Consider the following 15,472-nt stretch of genomic DNA (forward strand, 5'->3'; position numbering starts at 1 on the left):
CTATATTCTTATAGACTCTCCACCCTCTTTAGGGTTACTAAGCGCTCTGGAGCCTAATGGCAGTATCTCAATTCGTGGAATTACTGCTTTATTTGAGACTGGTGACGTAATATGTTTTACCTCTATTGGTTGAACTACCTCGGTATCAATTACATTAGGATAACCAGATTGTGATGTAATACTACCCTGTTGCTGTACTTGATTGAGCATATTCTGCAACCTGTTTGTCGGCATAATTGCTCCCCCTTCAGAATAGTCAACATCAAAACTACGGCGGTTCTTAGTCATGTTAATATGTCCTCAAAATTTAATGAGAATGGTTATCTTTAGGCTGGTTGTCATTAGCCCAATAGTCTTCAGAATCTTCAAGTTGAGCAAAAAACTCTTCCGGAAAAAGTACTCCTGGTTGATTTGGCTTTACTGGAGAAATTACGCGCGGTGAAAACTGTACTACATTTTTAGGAAGGTTTGTTGCTTTATGTTTATTAGCATCGGGTTGCTCCTTGGAAGATTCATGTTCAAGTGAATCTAGAGAATTGTTGTAATCTGACAAACCCCAACTTAAAAAACAAGCAAATCCTGCTGCAAATATTACTGCACTACTCCAATGCACACCAACTCCAGGTGATTGCATTTGAACCACAGTTGTCCGCGATGATTCGGACATAACAGTACGCACGGGTGTACGATGCACTGCTGCTACAACATTAAATGTAGAAAGCAATATACAAATCGTCGCAGCAGCAAAGAAGAGCGTACATAAATATCACCCCCTAAGATTTGGGTTGTATTTTATCTGTGTAAACAGGTTTGACTGTTTCCTTCATCCCTTGTAAATACTGGCGCCGTTCTTCAGAAAGCTGTTTTATCTTGGCTCGAATATCTCCCAGTTGCGCCATCTGTTTTACCGGGTCAGAGTATCCGCGCGCTCATAATAACTGAGCTTGAGCTAAAGAATACGGCTCACTTGCGCTACGAATTTGAACCAGCATCTGGTTTAAATCAACCGATGGCTGTGATTCCAAGTTTTGCGCGTAGTCAATTGTTTCTAATTTACCCAACAAGAAAACACTTCTCGGCACCTGTTGGTATTTTTTCCTCAATCTTAGTACCATCGGTTCGACGATACCCCCAGTAAAATGTATTGTTACCCAGGTCAAACGCATCTGAATTCTAGGTGCCTTATCTAGTAAAGGTTTCATATTTTTAGTAACAAAACTAAATAATGGACGAAACCTTTGTCTAAGCAAGTTGCTAAGTGCATGACAGTGGAGGAATAGTCAACACAAACTGCGCTAACTAGAAGCGCGTATTTTCTGCTCTACAATTAGCAGGCGCCTGCCAATTTATAAAGCGTTGTAACATTACGTCACTTTTATGAAAAAAGAAATGAAGGTAAAAAAAGATTTAGATAACGTACACTAATTTTTTTCGGCTTACGCCGCTCTTGCGGTATGAAAGCCAATTGGTGGAACATTTATGATTCAGCGAATAAGCGTTGAGCAAACTTTTGTTACAAATCTTGAGAAATTTATGGGTAAAGCTGACATGGTTGTGCTATTTACATCCACCCAATTTGTGATGGGCGCCTGTACCGACTCCGCGTGCGAAGCACGCGGAGGAGGATAACCCGCAACTTGGGTTAATACCTTGAATTACGACCTTAATTGGTAAAAGTTCTGTTCTTGTATACGTTTAAGCTGTTACGCACTTATTTTTTTTGATCAGAAGCCTTGCTATAAGTAGCTTAGGCTGCAAAATATTAAATTTAGATGCGCGTCAGCTTAGTTAAAACGTGCGCGTTACTGTAACTTTTATCTTTTCTCTTAAGTTTATTTCAACAAGGAGTAAATTTTATTTGCAGACCTTGTGTGTGAGTAAAAAGATTGTGTTGAAATTATAACTGATATCTAAACATCAAACTTATTGTCCTTAAGCTTAAACAACCGCATTCCATTTGCTGTTACTAATAGAGAGCTTCCTGTATCTGCCAAGACTGCAACTGCTAACCCGACAAAACCAAAAGTACCCAATAATAAAAATAACCCTTTACTTGCAAGCGAAAACACAACGTTTTGTTGAATCACAGATACTGTGCGACGGCTCAAATTAACTGCGTAAGCAAGCTTTCTTAAGTCACTTCCTGCAAGTACTACATCTGCTGTTTCCAATGCAATATCAATCGTACCTAGTGCGAAGCTAATATCGGCAGCAGCTAACGCTGGGGCATCGTTTATACCATCACCAACCATGCCAACTATTCCGGTACGTCGTAATTGCTGAATTTCATTTAATTTATCTTGCGGTAGTAGCTCTGCGCGATAGGAGTCAATTCCTACAGATTGAGCAATTTGTTGTGCTACAACATTTCTGTCTCCTGTTAGCATCACTAACTGTTTTAGCCCGACTCGCTTAAGTTGTCGTAATGCTTCGGTTGCCTCTAGTCTTAATCCATCAGCTAGTCTAATGGCGCCTAAAAATTCTTTGTCATTCCCTACTAACACAGGAGTTTGTCCAAGGGTTTCTATTTTATTTAATATAGATTCGGCTTCAGTTGATATTGGAATACCAACTTCTTTAAATAGACGACGGTTGCCAACTACATAAATTTGTTCTCCCAAGCTTGCCCAAATTCCCTGTCCAGTAAATGATTTAAAGTTATCGGGTGTCGCTAAATCCATACCCCTATTTTTTGCTTCTGCTACTATTGCTTTAGCTAAAGGGTGTTCAGATTGCACTTCTAACGATGCTGCAATTAATAGCACCATCTCGGCACTAATTTTATCAGTGTTATAAATTCCTTGAACAAGTGGCAACCCGCGCGTAATTGTACCAGTTTTATCAAATGCAAGAATTTGCAACCGACCGGCTGTTTCTAGTGCATGACCACCTTTAAATAACACTCCTTGCCTTGTTGCGGCGCCAATTGCACTTACAATAGAAACTGGTGTAGAAATTACCAATGAACACGGGCAAGCAATCACTAGCATTACCAGCGCACGATATACCCAAACATTAAAAGATTGGGCAAATGCTAGAGGTGGAATTAAAGCAATCGTCAATGCGATTAAAATTACAATCGGTGTATAAATTGCAGCAAATTTATCTACCCATTGTTGTGAAGGCGCCTTGCTTTCTTGTGCTTCTTCCACCAAATGAATAATCTTGGCGACAGTAGTATCACTAGCAATATGAGTAACTTTAACTTCTAAAAATCCAGTTTGATTCATTGTCCCCGCATAGACGATATCACCAATATCTTTATCTTCAGGAACTGACTCTCCTGTAATTGGCGATTGGTCAACAGCACTAAAACCAGAAACGACTAACCCATCCAACGCAATCCGCTGTCCCGGTCGAATAGTGATAATTTCATTAATTTGAACGCTTTCAATATTTACTGAAACTTCTTTACCATTACGTTTGACAGTGGCTGTTGTTGGCGTTAAATCCATCAGAGCTTTAATCGCGTTGCGAGTGCGACCAATACTAAAAAGTTGTAACGTGCTACCCAACGAAAATAGAAAAACGACTAAAGCACCTTCAAACCAGTCTCCCAGAAGAATGGCGCCGATAACCGAAATACTCATCAGCACATTCATGTCGGCACGCCGTATGCGTAATTCAAACAAACCCGCGCGTGCTACTGGGTAACCAGCAATTATAATGCCAACACCATAAAACGCACGTGCTATCCAAATCGGTAATGCTAGTTTTTGGGCAATTAAACCTAAAACTAATCCGACTCCCGCCAAAATTACACTTTGTCCGCGACGGTTATAAACAAAGAATTCCCAGGTTGATGTTCGTTGTGCAGGTTTGGGATTTTTGTGTTCATGATGGTCATGATGATGAGAATTAATATCAATAAATTGCTCAACTGTGTAGCCTAAATGCTTAATCCGCTCGCAAATAGTTTCTTCCTGAATTAACTGCGGTTCATAGGATAATTGTAGCCGTTGGGTTGCAAAGCTAACAGATACATCCAAAACACCCCCAAGTTGCTGTAAACCAGCTTCCACAGTTTTTGCACAACTTCCACAGTCCATTCCATGAATCAAAGCGCTGAAAGTTTTTGCCCCAGTTATTTCAGATTTATGCTCGTGATTCTGATTATGGTCGCAGGCACCATTATGAACGTGTTTATGACCATAATCATGAACATTAGAATGTACGTCTTTATCGAATGTACTACTCGTCTCAACCGTATAACCCAACGCTCTAATCCGGTCATGAATCGCAACTTCTGTTACTCTATCCGTGTCGTAGGAAACTTTAACTTTCTCAGTTGCAAAGCTGACTGCAACTTCTGCAACTCCATCCAATTGCTGTAAACCGACTTCTATAGTTTTCGCGCAGCTTCCGCAGTCCATGCCAGTGACTCGAAACTGCTGGGATTTAAGCGAAGGTGTTTGGCTCATAGGTTTTTAAGAAAGTTTGACAAAAAGATAATTGCTTACCTTACTTTATCACAATAGTTGAGCAATTATTCAATTGTTAATATTTATCAATTTTGATATAATAGAGCAATAATCATTTTTTTTAATCAAGATAAGTGGTGAAAAAAGCTGTTTATGAGAAAAACGTACATAAGTATCAAATCTCGGATGCTCCTAAGTGTGATGAGCATTTAGTGCATCTTGATAGTGTACGTACATCAATGCCAAAACTTTTGCCTGTAGATAAAGCACAAGAAATGGCAGAAGTTTTTGCATTACTGGTAGACCCAAGCCGCTTACGACTGTCATCAACTGCGTCTATTTAAAGTGATGCGTTTAGTTAAATATCGTCGTGAAGGAAGGAAAATTTATTATAGTTTAACGCGTAGTACAGTTTTTAATCTCTACAATATTCTAGCAGAGGATTTAAAAGGCTTAAAAGCTTAATTTTTAGAAATTTTTGGATTAGTAATTATAATTGTTTGCTTAAATGTATGGTTGCTGTTACAAACTATTTTATCTATCTAAATTATATACGCTGCTAATTTAAATAGTTTAAAATAGAGGTCGTGGGGACAGTTCGGTGTAATTGTGCCTCAAAATGCCCTGGAGCGGAGAAACGCACCATGAACTTTTTTAAACAAACTGTCGGAATTTTCGGAATCAGTAGTGTGTTATGTGCAATACCCGTAGTTGGGATGGCACAGGCGCCAAAACAGCCGATAGAAAGGACAAATTTTCAACTATCATACAATCAAGGCGTACAAAAGCTTGCTCAAGGTAACTTTAATGGCGCCGTTGCAGACTTTGACCAAGTAATACAGTTAAAACCAGGATATTCAGAAGCATATTGCCTACGAGGGCAAGCAAAAGCACAACTTGGCGACTTCAAAGCTGCCTTAGCCGACTACAACCAAGCTGTAAAGTTAAGTCCCGGACATCTTGAAGCATATAATATCAGGGGGACATTATATGCTGAATTAGGAAATGTAAATGCCGCTGTTGCGGATTTTAACCAAACTATCAAAATCAACCCTAAGTTTGTTGATGGCTACTACAACTTAGGTCTTCTCAGCTATAGACTTGGAAATCATAAACAAGCCATATCACAGTTTGACCAAGCGTTAGCGATTAACGCCAAGTTACCCGATGCTTATGGTAATCGAGGACTTGCACAATATGCTCTAGGAAATACCAAAAGCGCTACTGCCGATTTAGAAAAAGCAGCAAGTCTTTTCCAGCAACAAGGAAATATCCAAGCTTATCAGCAAACGCAAACTTTACTTCAGCAAATTAAAAGGTAAAGCCTTTAATTTTCATACTCGTAGGTTGGGTTACACGCAGCGTCACCCAACCTAAACATTAAGTTAGGCAGCATTTTATATATTGAAATTATTTCTTGCAAAATCTTGCTATACCGATAGGAGTTGCGGTATCACTACCATCAAATTTAGCAAACAGACGATAGACTGGACCATTGCCCTGTGTAACTCTTTTAACTTTTTTAATATCTATTTCTAACTGTGAATTAGAGGCGATAGGTTCTGCAAACGCAAGTGATATAGCTTTATCCTTAATAGTTACATCAGCATTAACTTTTTTACCATTACCATCAGCTATAACTATATCTTTAGGATTATTACTCCATCTGACGACTTCAGGAACTTGGATAATAATTTGAGATATTTGCTTGCTATTTTTAGGATTTTTTATCTCGAATGTATGTCTGACTACGTGCCAACGGTTAGGAGGAAAGTTATGATTCCCGCTAATGTAAGGTAAGGCACCACTCTCATTAGCATTGGCATAGTTGACAGGTAAGAAAGAGGCAGTTGTAGAGAAGACTGCTAAAGCTAAAAATAATCCTTTTTTCATTGTTAATTCCTACTGTGTTAGTAATAAATCGCTGCTTTTGTTATGAGCCACTTTTATCTGTTAACATCTACTTTGACAGGCTCGGATGAAATTTGAGTGAAATTTTATAGAATCGTGAATAAATCAAGCATCAAATTTATTTATAGTTGCAATCAGAAAATTTTATGATATAATTTAAGACCGATTTTATAAACGGCAGTCAGGGCACCGTCGGGTGCGAAAATTTCATCCTAATTTCATCAAGCTCTGCAATACTAAATTAGGTTGAGGTAAATGTCAGCTATTCCCCAATGTAATACTAATATATTTACTGTATATACTGGTTATGAAAATATTAGTGGTTGAAGACGAGCCAGATTTAGGTGCATCGATAGTAAGAAAATTGCATCAGGAAAAGTATATTGTTGATTGGCTGACTGATGGAGATGAAGCTTGGTACTGTCTGGAAACTAGCTGGAGTTCATATTCGGTTGCAATATTCGATTGGTTGCTACCAGGAATGTCAGGTATAGAATTGTGTAAGCGTTTGCGACTTCGTAGTAATTCTTTACCAATTTTGATGTTAACAGCTAAAGATAGTATGGCTGACAAGGTTACTGGTTTAGATGCAGGCGCCGATGATTATTTAACAAAACCGTTCGGGATGGAGGAATTGCTAGCCAGATTACGGGCTTTACAGCGTCGAAGCCCAAATTTACAGGCGCCTGAGCTACAAGTTGGTAATTTAATTTTAGATTACACTAATTATGCTGTCTATTGCCAAAAACCTGATGGTAATAAAGCTGTAATTAATTTAACAAAAAAAGAATTTCATCTTCTAGAGTATTTCATGAAACGCCCCAATAGTATAGTCACGCGCGACCAAATCTTAACTCATCTGTATAGTTTGAGTGCAGAAAGAGTTAGTAATGTGGTTGCTGCACAAGTTCGACTGCTGCGACGCAAATTATCAGAGCATAACTGCGACGGACTAATCGAGACTATTCCCAGTATGGGCTACCGCTTTAATCCTACCAATGCAAATTAAACTTTTTAATAAAACTCGTTGGCGCCTAGCTGCCTGGTATGCATTGGTTATGGCTCTAATTTTAGGGTTATGTGGTCTTGTAGTATACCAGGTAATGATTCGTGCGTACTTGGTATCAATTGATTTAGAACTAGAATCTGTTACTGGTACATTACATAGTGTAATTGAGCCGAATTTAAAACAACCCGGTCAAATTGAACCAGTTATTGAATTAGTTTTACCCAATCTTTGTATAACTAACTCCGGTTGTTCCAATCAACAAATTCCCAGCCACAGCCAACAAGCTCACAATCGTCATGGTATATTTAGCCCAGTATATAAAGATAAACAATACTATATTCGCTTTGTTAATACTTCTTTTAAAGTAATTGCCGTAGCTGGACTCAAATCAAATCAACTACCATCAACTATACGAACGAACGTATGGCAAACGCTTAGAGATGCACAAGGCAACCGTTACAGTCAAAAGTCTTTAGAACTACACACCCAGGATAATCGGACGTGGGGATATATACAAGTAGGACGCAGCCTGAAAGAATTGGATAATCGTCTTCTTGCATTAAAGCTAACCTTGGCTTTTGGGTTGCCAACTTCTATATTTTTAGTTGGTGCTTCGAGTTGGTGGTTAGCTGGGTTAGCAATGCGGCCAATTGATAGGTCGTATAAACAAATGCAACAGTTTACCTCTGATGCTTCCCATGAACTGCGAACTCCTTTAGCAGCAATAAACGCTACCGTTGAAACTATACTTGATTTAGAATATTTATCGGAACAAGAGGCACGCGATACTTTAATATCCATCAGGCGCCAAAACTTGAGACTTTCTAGTTTAGTACAAGATTTACTACTATTGTCACGATTTGACCAAAAAACTCAGGTTACGGACAGACAACAAATTTGTCTCAATGATTTAATTAACGATGTGATGGAAGAGTTCTCAGCGCTGGCAAGCAATGCTGATTTACAGCTAAGTTCATCGTTGGAATATTCACAACCTTTATATGTGCTGGCAGATGAAGACCAGATTTTACGTCTAATTTCCAACTTGATTGCAAATGCAATTAAATATACTCAAAATGGCGGTTACGTTAATGTAACTCTCAAACGCAGCAACGGTGATGCAGTAATTGAAGTTAAAGATACAGGTATTGGGATTCCACTTGCTGAACATGTGCGAATTTTTGACAGATTTTACCGCGTTGATAGTAACCGTTCTCGTAGTAGTGGTGGTTCTGGACTGGGACTAGCTATTGCAAAAGCTATTGTTGAAGCACACAAGGGAAGTATCGAAGTCCAAAGTCAACTGGGTAAAGGGAGTAATTTTATTGTGCGACTCCCTCCTGTGAGTACCGATGAACCATTAGGTTGATATACCTTCAAGCATTAACCGATTAAAAGCTTGAAAATGCATAAATTTCATCCCAATTTCATTAATTTTTGTCAAGCTAGTACTAGGGATAACTTTTTTACAAACTATGCTTATTTCGCAACAAGAAAACTTTAACACCACTATTCTATTAGTAGAAGATGACCTTGATTTCGGCGCCGCTGTCAAGCGAGCATTAACGCAGCAGAATTACTCAGTGGATTGGGTAACTGATGGAGCAGAAGCTTGGGTATATCTAGAAAATATTCAATACGCATTGGCTGTTTTCGATTGGATGTTACCTGGTGTAACAGGTTTGAAATTATGTCAACGGTTGCGAGAAAATAATAATCCTTTACCTGTTTTGATGCTCACAGCCAAAGATAAGGTGGAAGAAAAAGTCCAAAGTTTAAATGCAGGCGCCTCGGATTATCTGCTCAAGTCATGTAGCATGACAGAACTAGTGGCACGCTTGCAGGCATTACAACGGCGTTTTGGGCAATGTCAACAAACACAACTAACTGTTGGTAATTTAACTCTAGATTACAATAGCAGTACGATAAAGAGTCAGAATCAAGCTTTTGAAAGACAAGAAATTTCTCTTACTCACAAAGAATTTCACGTACTAGAATACTTGATGAAGCATCCAAATCAAATTATTGCTGGTGATGAAATTCGCGCTTATTTACAGAAGATGAATTCAGAAAGCTGTAGCTGTGTAGCCGCAACTCAAATACGCGCGTTGCGGCAAAAGTTAATTAATTCTGGTTGCACTAACCCAATTGAAACTATACCAAGCTCTTCTTATCGCTTTAAAATTTCACCCGAATTTCATCCGAGCATGACAGACTGTAAAGTAAGCGGTTAAACATTCTTAACCTCTTACCAAAACAGCGATTATTAACTCCTCTGGATAAAAAAGGAATTTTCTGTCGATGTCACAGCTTAACCGTTACCTAAATAAAATTGCATCATCTGCCATACTTGCTAAAAGCAGGTGCAGGACATGACCATAGTGGCGCCAGTGAATTTCAGGGGGGAAGTGATGCCAATAGTCCAGTAAATGTTGACGCTCAAACAGCCCAACGGCTAGGAATTAAAACTGAAGCGGTAAAACAACAACCATTGGCTTTGGGAATCAAATTTATTAAATTATTAAAAATAGAAAATGCTTGGAAATATTGTTAGGTGGGTGATTGAGCGGCGTTGGCTCGTTGTATTAGCTACAATTCTTGTTTCATTTTGGACATTTTATGTCATCCCGACTATGCCATTAGATGTACTTCCTGCTTTTGCACCACCCCAAGTAGAAATTCAAGCGGAGGCGCCTGGGTTGGCGCCGGAGGAAGTAGAATCTTTAGTAACTTTACCAATCGAAAGTGCAATTAACGGTACACCTGGAGTGACTGCTGTACGTTCATCGAGTGCAGCAGGTATTTCAGCGGTAAGAGTAATATTTAACCAGAATACTGAGATATACCAAGCACGTCAGTTAATCACCGAACGACTACAACAAGCTACAGGTAAACTACCTCCAGGAGTAGAAACACCACAAATATCTCCCACTACTTCCCCTGTTGGTTTAGTCGTACAATACGCTTTCACCGTCGAAGAAAATAATAAATCGAGTAATAGCACACTCAGCACTCAGAACTCAGCACTCAGCACTTCTTTAATGGAAGCTCGTCGAATCGTTGATTGGCAAGTGACAAATCGGCTTTTAGCTGTTCCTGGGGTTAGTCAGGTTTTAACTTTTGGTGGTGATGAACGACAATTTCAAGTTTTAGTTGACCCAGTAAGATTAGCCGCATTTAATATAACATTAGACCAAGTTACACAAGCAACTCAAAAAGCAAACGTTAACGCTCCTGGTGGCTTTTACATTACGCCAGATACAGAAAAATTAATTCGAGGTATTGGTAGAATCGAATCAATCGAAGATTTAAAGAAATCAACTATTATTTCTCGTAATGCTGTTCCTGTGAGGTTGCAGGATGTCGCGGATGTGCAAATCGGCGCCGCAATTAAACGCGGTGATGGCAGTTTTAATGGTACACCTGCAATTATTGTCATGGTGAATAAACAGCCGATAGTTGATACTCCGACTGTCACCCGTGCGGTAGAAAAAGCAATGGGGGAAATTAAAGCAGGATTGCCAAAGAATATTAAGGTAACTACTACATTCCGCCAAGATAGTTATATTGAATCTTCTGTTGATAACGTTCGTTCATCTTTGATTCAAGGTAGTATTATTGCTGCGATAATTCTGATACCCTTTTTGATGAATTGGCGTACTCTGACAGTATGTTTACTTGATTTTTTTCTAACATTACTATTTGGATTACTTGCACTATCTTGGTTAGGAATTGGATTAAATACCATGACATTGGGTGGTTTAGCAGTCGCGATTGGTACTGCAATTGATGATGCAATTGTATATGGTGAAAATACTTATCGCCGACTGCGGGAAAATAAAACTTCGGATAACCCATTGTCACCATTAGAAATTATTTTTGAAGGTTCTCAAGAAGTCCGCGATTCATTAATTGGCGCCACGATTATTGGGATTATTGTTTTCTCACCTATTTTTACCTTACCGGGAATTGAAGGAAAAATTTTCACGCCAATGGGTATTTATTATTTGGTGGTAGTTGTAGTTTCTAGTTTAGAATCTTTATTGATTTCTCCAGCTTTGTGTGCAATTTTATTACCAAATGTAACAATTACTAAACGAGAACAAGGTCAAACGTAATGTGCAAGTTACCCCAGGTTATTTTATTCAATATGCAGGTCAATTTGAAGCTGAAGAACGCGCAACGCAAAATATTTTAGTTTTTAGTGTTATTGCGTTTGTTGCAATCACCGTCATTATGTATCTGTCGGTTAAATCTATTCCTTCTACCGCAATGATTATGATTAACTTACCGATTGGTTTAGTTGGGGGTGTAATTGCCGTTGCTTTGACTGGTGGAGTAATTTCTGTTGCATCGTTAGTTGGATTTGTTTCGTTATTTGGGGTAGCAACTCGTAACGGTTTATTACTAGTAGATAACTATAATAGTAAATATGCCGAAGGTATGCCATTAAAAGATGTAATTGTCAAAGGGTCAATGGAACGACTCAACGCAATTTTAATGACAGCTTTAACTTCTGCACTGGGTTTGGCGCCGATGGTATTACAGGGTGGACCCGGACAAGAAATTTTACAACCACTATCGATAGTTGTATTTGGTGGTTTGTTCACTTCCACAGCGATAACCTTAGTCGTGTTACCTGCTTTATACGCTAAGTTTGGTAAGTTTTTATTCCCCAAAAAACAAGAAGAAGTTAAAGAGCAACAATTTTTTATGCACATGTAGACAAATTTGTACGCGATCTAAATTAAACTAATTCTTAAAACCCTTGCCATACAGTAGTTTTACCTTAACTATAGTATTGCCAATACACGTTGCTTTAAGCTTTTGGGGATGGTATCGTAGGTGCGATAATTACCCGCCTAAGACTGTGTATGTGAAAATAAAGTATGAAAAATAACTTAAGCCTTTTAGCCCAGCGTCCAGCAATTGTTCGGATAATTGCCTTTCTTTTATGCTTACTGGTGATATTGTTACCTATTGCTATTCCAATATATTTATTGATATATGATGCTAACTTAAGGACTTTTTCGCGGTTGGATATAGGATGAGTAGTTTAGCAATTGCAGAGAAGTATAATACATCTTTCAAGCAGCTAAAATTTCATCCCAATTTCATCAATGTCTGTCAATCTAAGTATAGGCGTGAATCACTATATCAGTTAGCTACTAAGATGAAACCTAAATTACCAGACTCTGCACCGAGTACAGCCAAACCTTGGCACTCCTTAGAAATTGAGAAAGCTTTGGCAGTACAAAAAAGCAACCCAGACACTGGATTGACTTCTAAACAAACGTCGGAATTATTACACGAATACGGTGCTAACGAATTACAGGAGTTTGGCGGTCGTAAACCTTTATCTATTTTAATTGACCAATTTACCAATATCATGCTTGTGATGCTGATGGCGGTAGCAGTAGTTTCAGCGATTCTAGATTTGCGCTCTGGTGATTTTCCTAAAGATGCAATCGCAATATCCTTTATTGTTATTCTTAACGGGTTGCTTGGCTTTGTACAAGAAAGTCGTGCAGAAAAAGCTCTCGCAGCTCTCAAACGCCTTAGTTCACCCAGAGTCAGAGTTTTACGCGACAGCAAAATTTTTGAGTTGCCAGCAAAGGAATTAGTGCCAGGAGATATTGTATTTCTGGAAACAGGAATGCAAATAGCCGCAGATGGTCGTTTGTTAGAAGCACAAAATTTACAAGTGATGGAAGCTGCTTTAACTGGGGAAGCAGAAGCAGTTCATAAAGATTCTACTCTTCATTTACCTGAAGACGCTTCCTTGGGAGACCGTATAAATATGGTGTATCAAGGTACTGAGGTTGTTCAAGGACGGGCAAAAATGCTTGTGACTGCAACAGGGATGCAAACTGAACTTGGTAAAATTGCGGCTTTGCTCCAGTCTGTTGAAGCCCAACCAACCCCCTTACAACAGCGAATGTCACAGTTAGCAAACGTTTTAGTAACAAGTTCACTTGCATTAGTCGCTGTTGTAATTATAGGTGGTATTGTACGGACAGGTAGTTTTCAACACTTTGACCAATTACTAAAAGTGTCTTTGAGTATGGCTGTGGCGGTTGTGCCAGAAGGTTTGCCTGCTGTAATTACGGTAACTTTGGCTATTGGTACTCAGCGAATGGTACGTCATCAAGCTTTAATTCGCAAACTACCAGCAGTTGAGACATTAGGCTCAGTTACTACGATTTGCTCAGATAAAACAGGCACACTTACTCAAAACAAGATGGTCGTACAGCAGATTAATGTATCTAGTAATAGCATTAGGGTGACTGGAGATGGTTATGCTCCTACAGGAACATTTGAATTATCTACTTCCAATCAAGACAAAAATATTAAATCTATAGAACCAAAAGATTATCCAGAACTTGAACAACTATTATTTGCCTGTGTGCTTTGTAATGATGCTGTATTACAGAAAAAGCATTCAGAATGGGAAATTTTAGGAGACCCAACCGAGGGAGCGTTGTTATCTGTTGCAGGTAAAGCTGGTATGCAACAAGCAAAACTATTAAATCAGTTTACCCGCATTGCAGAGTTTCCTTTTTCTTCTGAACGCAAACGTATGAGCGTTATTTGCCAAAGGCGCCAAACAGAATTAACACAAATCTTATCTGCCCAGGAGGAATATCAGGCGCCTGACTCACAGTTAATTATGTTTACAAAAGGTTCGCCAGAGTTAATATTAGAGCTTTGCACATCTGATTACGTTGGTACAAAAAGCTCTTTTGCTCTGAATGATGAAAAACGTGCTTACATTCTTGAGCAAAATAACCAAATGGCAAGTCAAGGACTTCGAGTACTAGGATTTGCCTATAAACCCTTAGATACTACTGTGCCTACTACATTATTAGACGAAAAAACAACCGAGCGAGAATTAATCTGGATTGGATTAGTCGGAATGCTTGATGCACCAAGACCAGAAGCAAAAGCAGCTGTTGCTCAATGTCAGCAAGCAGGTATTCGCCCAGTTATGATTACCGGAGACCACCAGTTAACAGCACAAGCTATTGCCTACGATTTAGGGATTGCCAAACCAGGTGATTTGATTCTTAGCGGTCAAGAATTGGAAAAACTCTCGGCGCCTGAATTAGAGCAGCAAGTTAATCAAGTAAGCATTTATGCTCGTGTTTCTCCTGAACATAAACTACGAATTGTTGAAGCATTGAAAAATCAAGGCAAATTAGTAGCGATGACTGGAGATGGTGTAAACGATGCACCAGCCCTAAAGCAAGCAAATATTGGTGTTGCAATGGGCATTACAGGAACTGATGTAAGCAAAGAAGCAAGTGATATGGTACTACTTGACGATAACTTTGCAACTATTATTAGAGCTATAGAAGAAGGACGAGTAGTTTACGATAATATCCGTCGTTTTATTAAATACATATTAGGCAGCAATATTGGCGAAGTTTTGACAGTAGCAGCAGCTTCTCTGATTGGCTTAGGTGAAACTCCCCTCTCACCACTACAAATACTTTGGATGAATTTAGTAACCGATGGTTTACCTGCCTTAGCTTTAGCGATGGAATCTCCTGAACCTGACGTAATGAATCGTCCTCCTTACAACCCTCATGAAAGTATATTCGCACGAGGATTAGGATTTTACATTATTCGCATTGGCATTATCCTTGGACTTATTACTATTGCTCTAATGGAGTGGGCTTATAACTATACTCAACAATCAGGCGACCCTGAAAGATGGAAAACGATGGTGTTCACTACTTTGTGTCTAGCACAAATGGGTCATGCGCTGGCGATTCGTTCCAACACACAATTAACTATACAACTCAATCCGTTCTCCAATCCTTACTTACTTGCTGCGATTTCATTGACAACTGTTTTACAGCTAATGTTAATATATGTGGCGCCCCTGCGTAGCTTCTTTAACACTCACTTGTTAAGTTTGCCAGAACTAGGTATTTGTATTGGATGCAGCGCTTTGGTATTTGTCTGGATTGAATTAGAAAAGTTATTTATTAAGCATTTTCGACAAGAGCGAAAGATAACTTACAAAGTTTAATTCTAATATCAACTACATCTCGCACTGTAATTTTATCTTAGAAGTCAAAATTTATGTCGAAGTACCGTTACTTAATTATTGCAGGCATTAGTG

At 38.9% G+C, this 15,472-nt stretch carries 12 protein-coding genes and 2 pseudogenes; 9 read left to right on the forward strand and 5 right to left on the reverse strand.

Translation table 11 applies throughout. The annotated features are described in order from the left end of the window. The 3 genes and pseudogenes from DSM106972_RS33625 to DSM106972_RS33635 all read right to left on the reverse strand — a co-directional run. Window positions 1–288: a hypothetical protein gene (locus tag DSM106972_RS33625; RefSeq protein WP_233787932.1), complete on the reverse strand. Its 288-nt coding sequence runs from the start codon at window positions 286–288 to the stop codon at window positions 1–3. A gap of 19 nt (window positions 289–307) precedes the next feature. Continuing rightward, the gene (locus tag DSM106972_RS33630; protein WP_233787933.1) at window positions 308–724 is read right to left on the reverse strand and encodes a hypothetical protein; all 417 of its coding nucleotides are present in this window, start codon (window positions 722–724) and stop codon (window positions 308–310) included. Window positions 725–773: 49 nt separating this feature from the next. Next, a pseudogene (locus tag DSM106972_RS33635) lies at window positions 774–1,152 on the reverse strand (phage terminase large subunit family protein); the annotation flags it as partial. 327 nt (window positions 1,153–1,479) lie between these two features. Between DSM106972_RS33635 and DSM106972_RS54065 the strand changes: the two are divergent. Next, window positions 1,480–1,629, forward strand: a complete 150-nt coding sequence (locus tag DSM106972_RS54065) for a hypothetical protein (protein WP_233787934.1) — start codon at window positions 1,480–1,482, stop codon at window positions 1,627–1,629. A 281-nt stretch (window positions 1,630–1,910) separates the two neighbouring features. On the opposite strand, the gene DSM106972_RS33645 is transcribed toward DSM106972_RS54065, so the two are convergent. Beyond that, the gene (locus tag DSM106972_RS33645) at window positions 1,911–4,421 is read right to left on the reverse strand and encodes a heavy metal translocating P-type ATPase (protein ID WP_127084783.1); all 2,511 of its coding nucleotides are present in this window, start codon (window positions 4,419–4,421) and stop codon (window positions 1,911–1,913) included. A 137-nt stretch (window positions 4,422–4,558) separates the two neighbouring features. Between DSM106972_RS33645 and DSM106972_RS55940 the strand changes: the two genes are divergently transcribed. Then, on the forward strand, window positions 4,559–4,765 hold the full coding sequence (locus DSM106972_RS55940; RefSeq protein ID WP_411675358.1) for a hypothetical protein: 207 nt from the start codon (window positions 4,559–4,561) through the stop codon (window positions 4,763–4,765). Between the two features lie 300 nt (window positions 4,766–5,065). After that, entirely contained in the window at window positions 5,066–5,743 is a 678-nt protein-coding gene (locus DSM106972_RS33655; protein WP_127084784.1) for a tetratricopeptide repeat protein, read from the forward strand. Between the two features lie 88 nt (window positions 5,744–5,831). Here the strand turns inward: DSM106972_RS33655 and DSM106972_RS33660 are convergent, their stop codons facing one another. Further along, window positions 5,832–6,314, reverse strand: coding sequence for a DUF2808 domain-containing protein (locus DSM106972_RS33660; RefSeq protein WP_127084785.1), 483 nt, complete (start codon window positions 6,312–6,314; stop codon window positions 5,832–5,834). A gap of 325 nt (window positions 6,315–6,639) precedes the next feature. On the opposite strand from DSM106972_RS33660, the gene rppA (DSM106972_RS33665) reads away from it, so the two are divergent. The 6 genes and pseudogenes from rppA (DSM106972_RS33665) to DSM106972_RS33695 all read left to right on the forward strand — a co-directional run bounded on the left by rppA (DSM106972_RS33665) (window position 6,640) and on the right by DSM106972_RS33695 (window position 15,379). Further along, window positions 6,640–7,341 (forward strand): two-component system response regulator RppA, encoded by a 702-nt coding sequence (rppA, locus tag DSM106972_RS33665; RefSeq protein WP_127084786.1) that lies wholly within the window; start codon window positions 6,640–6,642, stop codon window positions 7,339–7,341. After that, window positions 7,331–8,710, forward strand: a complete 1,380-nt coding sequence (rppB, locus tag DSM106972_RS33670) for a two-component system sensor histidine kinase RppB (RefSeq protein ID WP_127084787.1) — start codon at window positions 7,331–7,333, stop codon at window positions 8,708–8,710. Before rppA (DSM106972_RS33665) ends, rppB begins: the two co-directional genes overlap by 11 nt. A 106-nt stretch (window positions 8,711–8,816) precedes the next feature. After that, window positions 8,817–9,575 carry a two-component system response regulator RppA gene (gene rppA / locus DSM106972_RS33675; protein WP_127084788.1) on the forward strand — a complete coding sequence of 253 codons (759 nt, stop codon included), beginning with the start codon at window positions 8,817–8,819 and terminating at the stop codon, window positions 9,573–9,575. Between the two features lie 98 nt (window positions 9,576–9,673). Continuing rightward, window positions 9,674–9,895, forward strand: a complete 222-nt coding sequence (locus DSM106972_RS33680) for a hypothetical protein (RefSeq protein WP_127084789.1) — start codon at window positions 9,674–9,676, stop codon at window positions 9,893–9,895. Further along, window positions 9,876–12,066: pseudogene (locus DSM106972_RS33685) on the forward strand (efflux RND transporter permease subunit). The gene DSM106972_RS33680 and the pseudogene DSM106972_RS33685 overlap by 20 nt, the downstream one beginning before the upstream one ends. Window positions 12,067–12,514: 448 nt before the next feature. Then, complete coding sequence (locus tag DSM106972_RS33695) at window positions 12,515–15,379, forward strand: cation-translocating P-type ATPase (RefSeq protein ID WP_127084790.1); 2,865 nt, start codon at window positions 12,515–12,517, stop codon at window positions 15,377–15,379. The last annotated feature ends 93 nt before the right edge of the window (window positions 15,380–15,472 follow it).

The sequence above is a fragment of the Dulcicalothrix desertica PCC 7102 genome, from assembly GCF_003991905.1.
GTDB lineage: Bacteria > Cyanobacteriota > Cyanobacteriia > Cyanobacteriales > Nostocaceae > Dulcicalothrix > Dulcicalothrix desertica.

Coding starts and splice junctions, on each gene's coding strand:
- rppA (WP_127084786.1), top strand. CDS start 6,640: ATGAAAATATTAGTGGTTGAAGACGAGCCAGATTTAGGTGCATCGATA.
- rppB (WP_127084787.1), top strand. CDS start 7,331: ATGCAAATTAAACTTTTTAATAAAACTCGTTGGCGCCTAGCTGCCTGG.
- DSM106972_RS33660 (WP_127084785.1), bottom strand. CDS start 6,314: ATGAAAAAAGGATTATTTTTAGCTTTAGCAGTCTTCTCTACAACTGCC.
- DSM106972_RS54065 (WP_233787934.1), top strand. CDS start 1,480: ATGATTCAGCGAATAAGCGTTGAGCAAACTTTTGTTACAAATCTTGAG.
- DSM106972_RS33645 (WP_127084783.1), bottom strand. CDS start 4,421: ATGAGCCAAACACCTTCGCTTAAATCCCAGCAGTTTCGAGTCACTGGC.
- DSM106972_RS33695 (WP_127084790.1), top strand. CDS start 12,515: ATGAAACCTAAATTACCAGACTCTGCACCGAGTACAGCCAAACCTTGG.
- rppA (WP_127084788.1), top strand. CDS start 8,817: ATGCTTATTTCGCAACAAGAAAACTTTAACACCACTATTCTATTAGTA.
- DSM106972_RS33625 (WP_233787932.1), bottom strand. CDS start 288: ATGACTAAGAACCGCCGTAGTTTTGATGTTGACTATTCTGAAGGGGGA.
- DSM106972_RS33655 (WP_127084784.1), top strand. CDS start 5,066: ATGAACTTTTTTAAACAAACTGTCGGAATTTTCGGAATCAGTAGTGTG.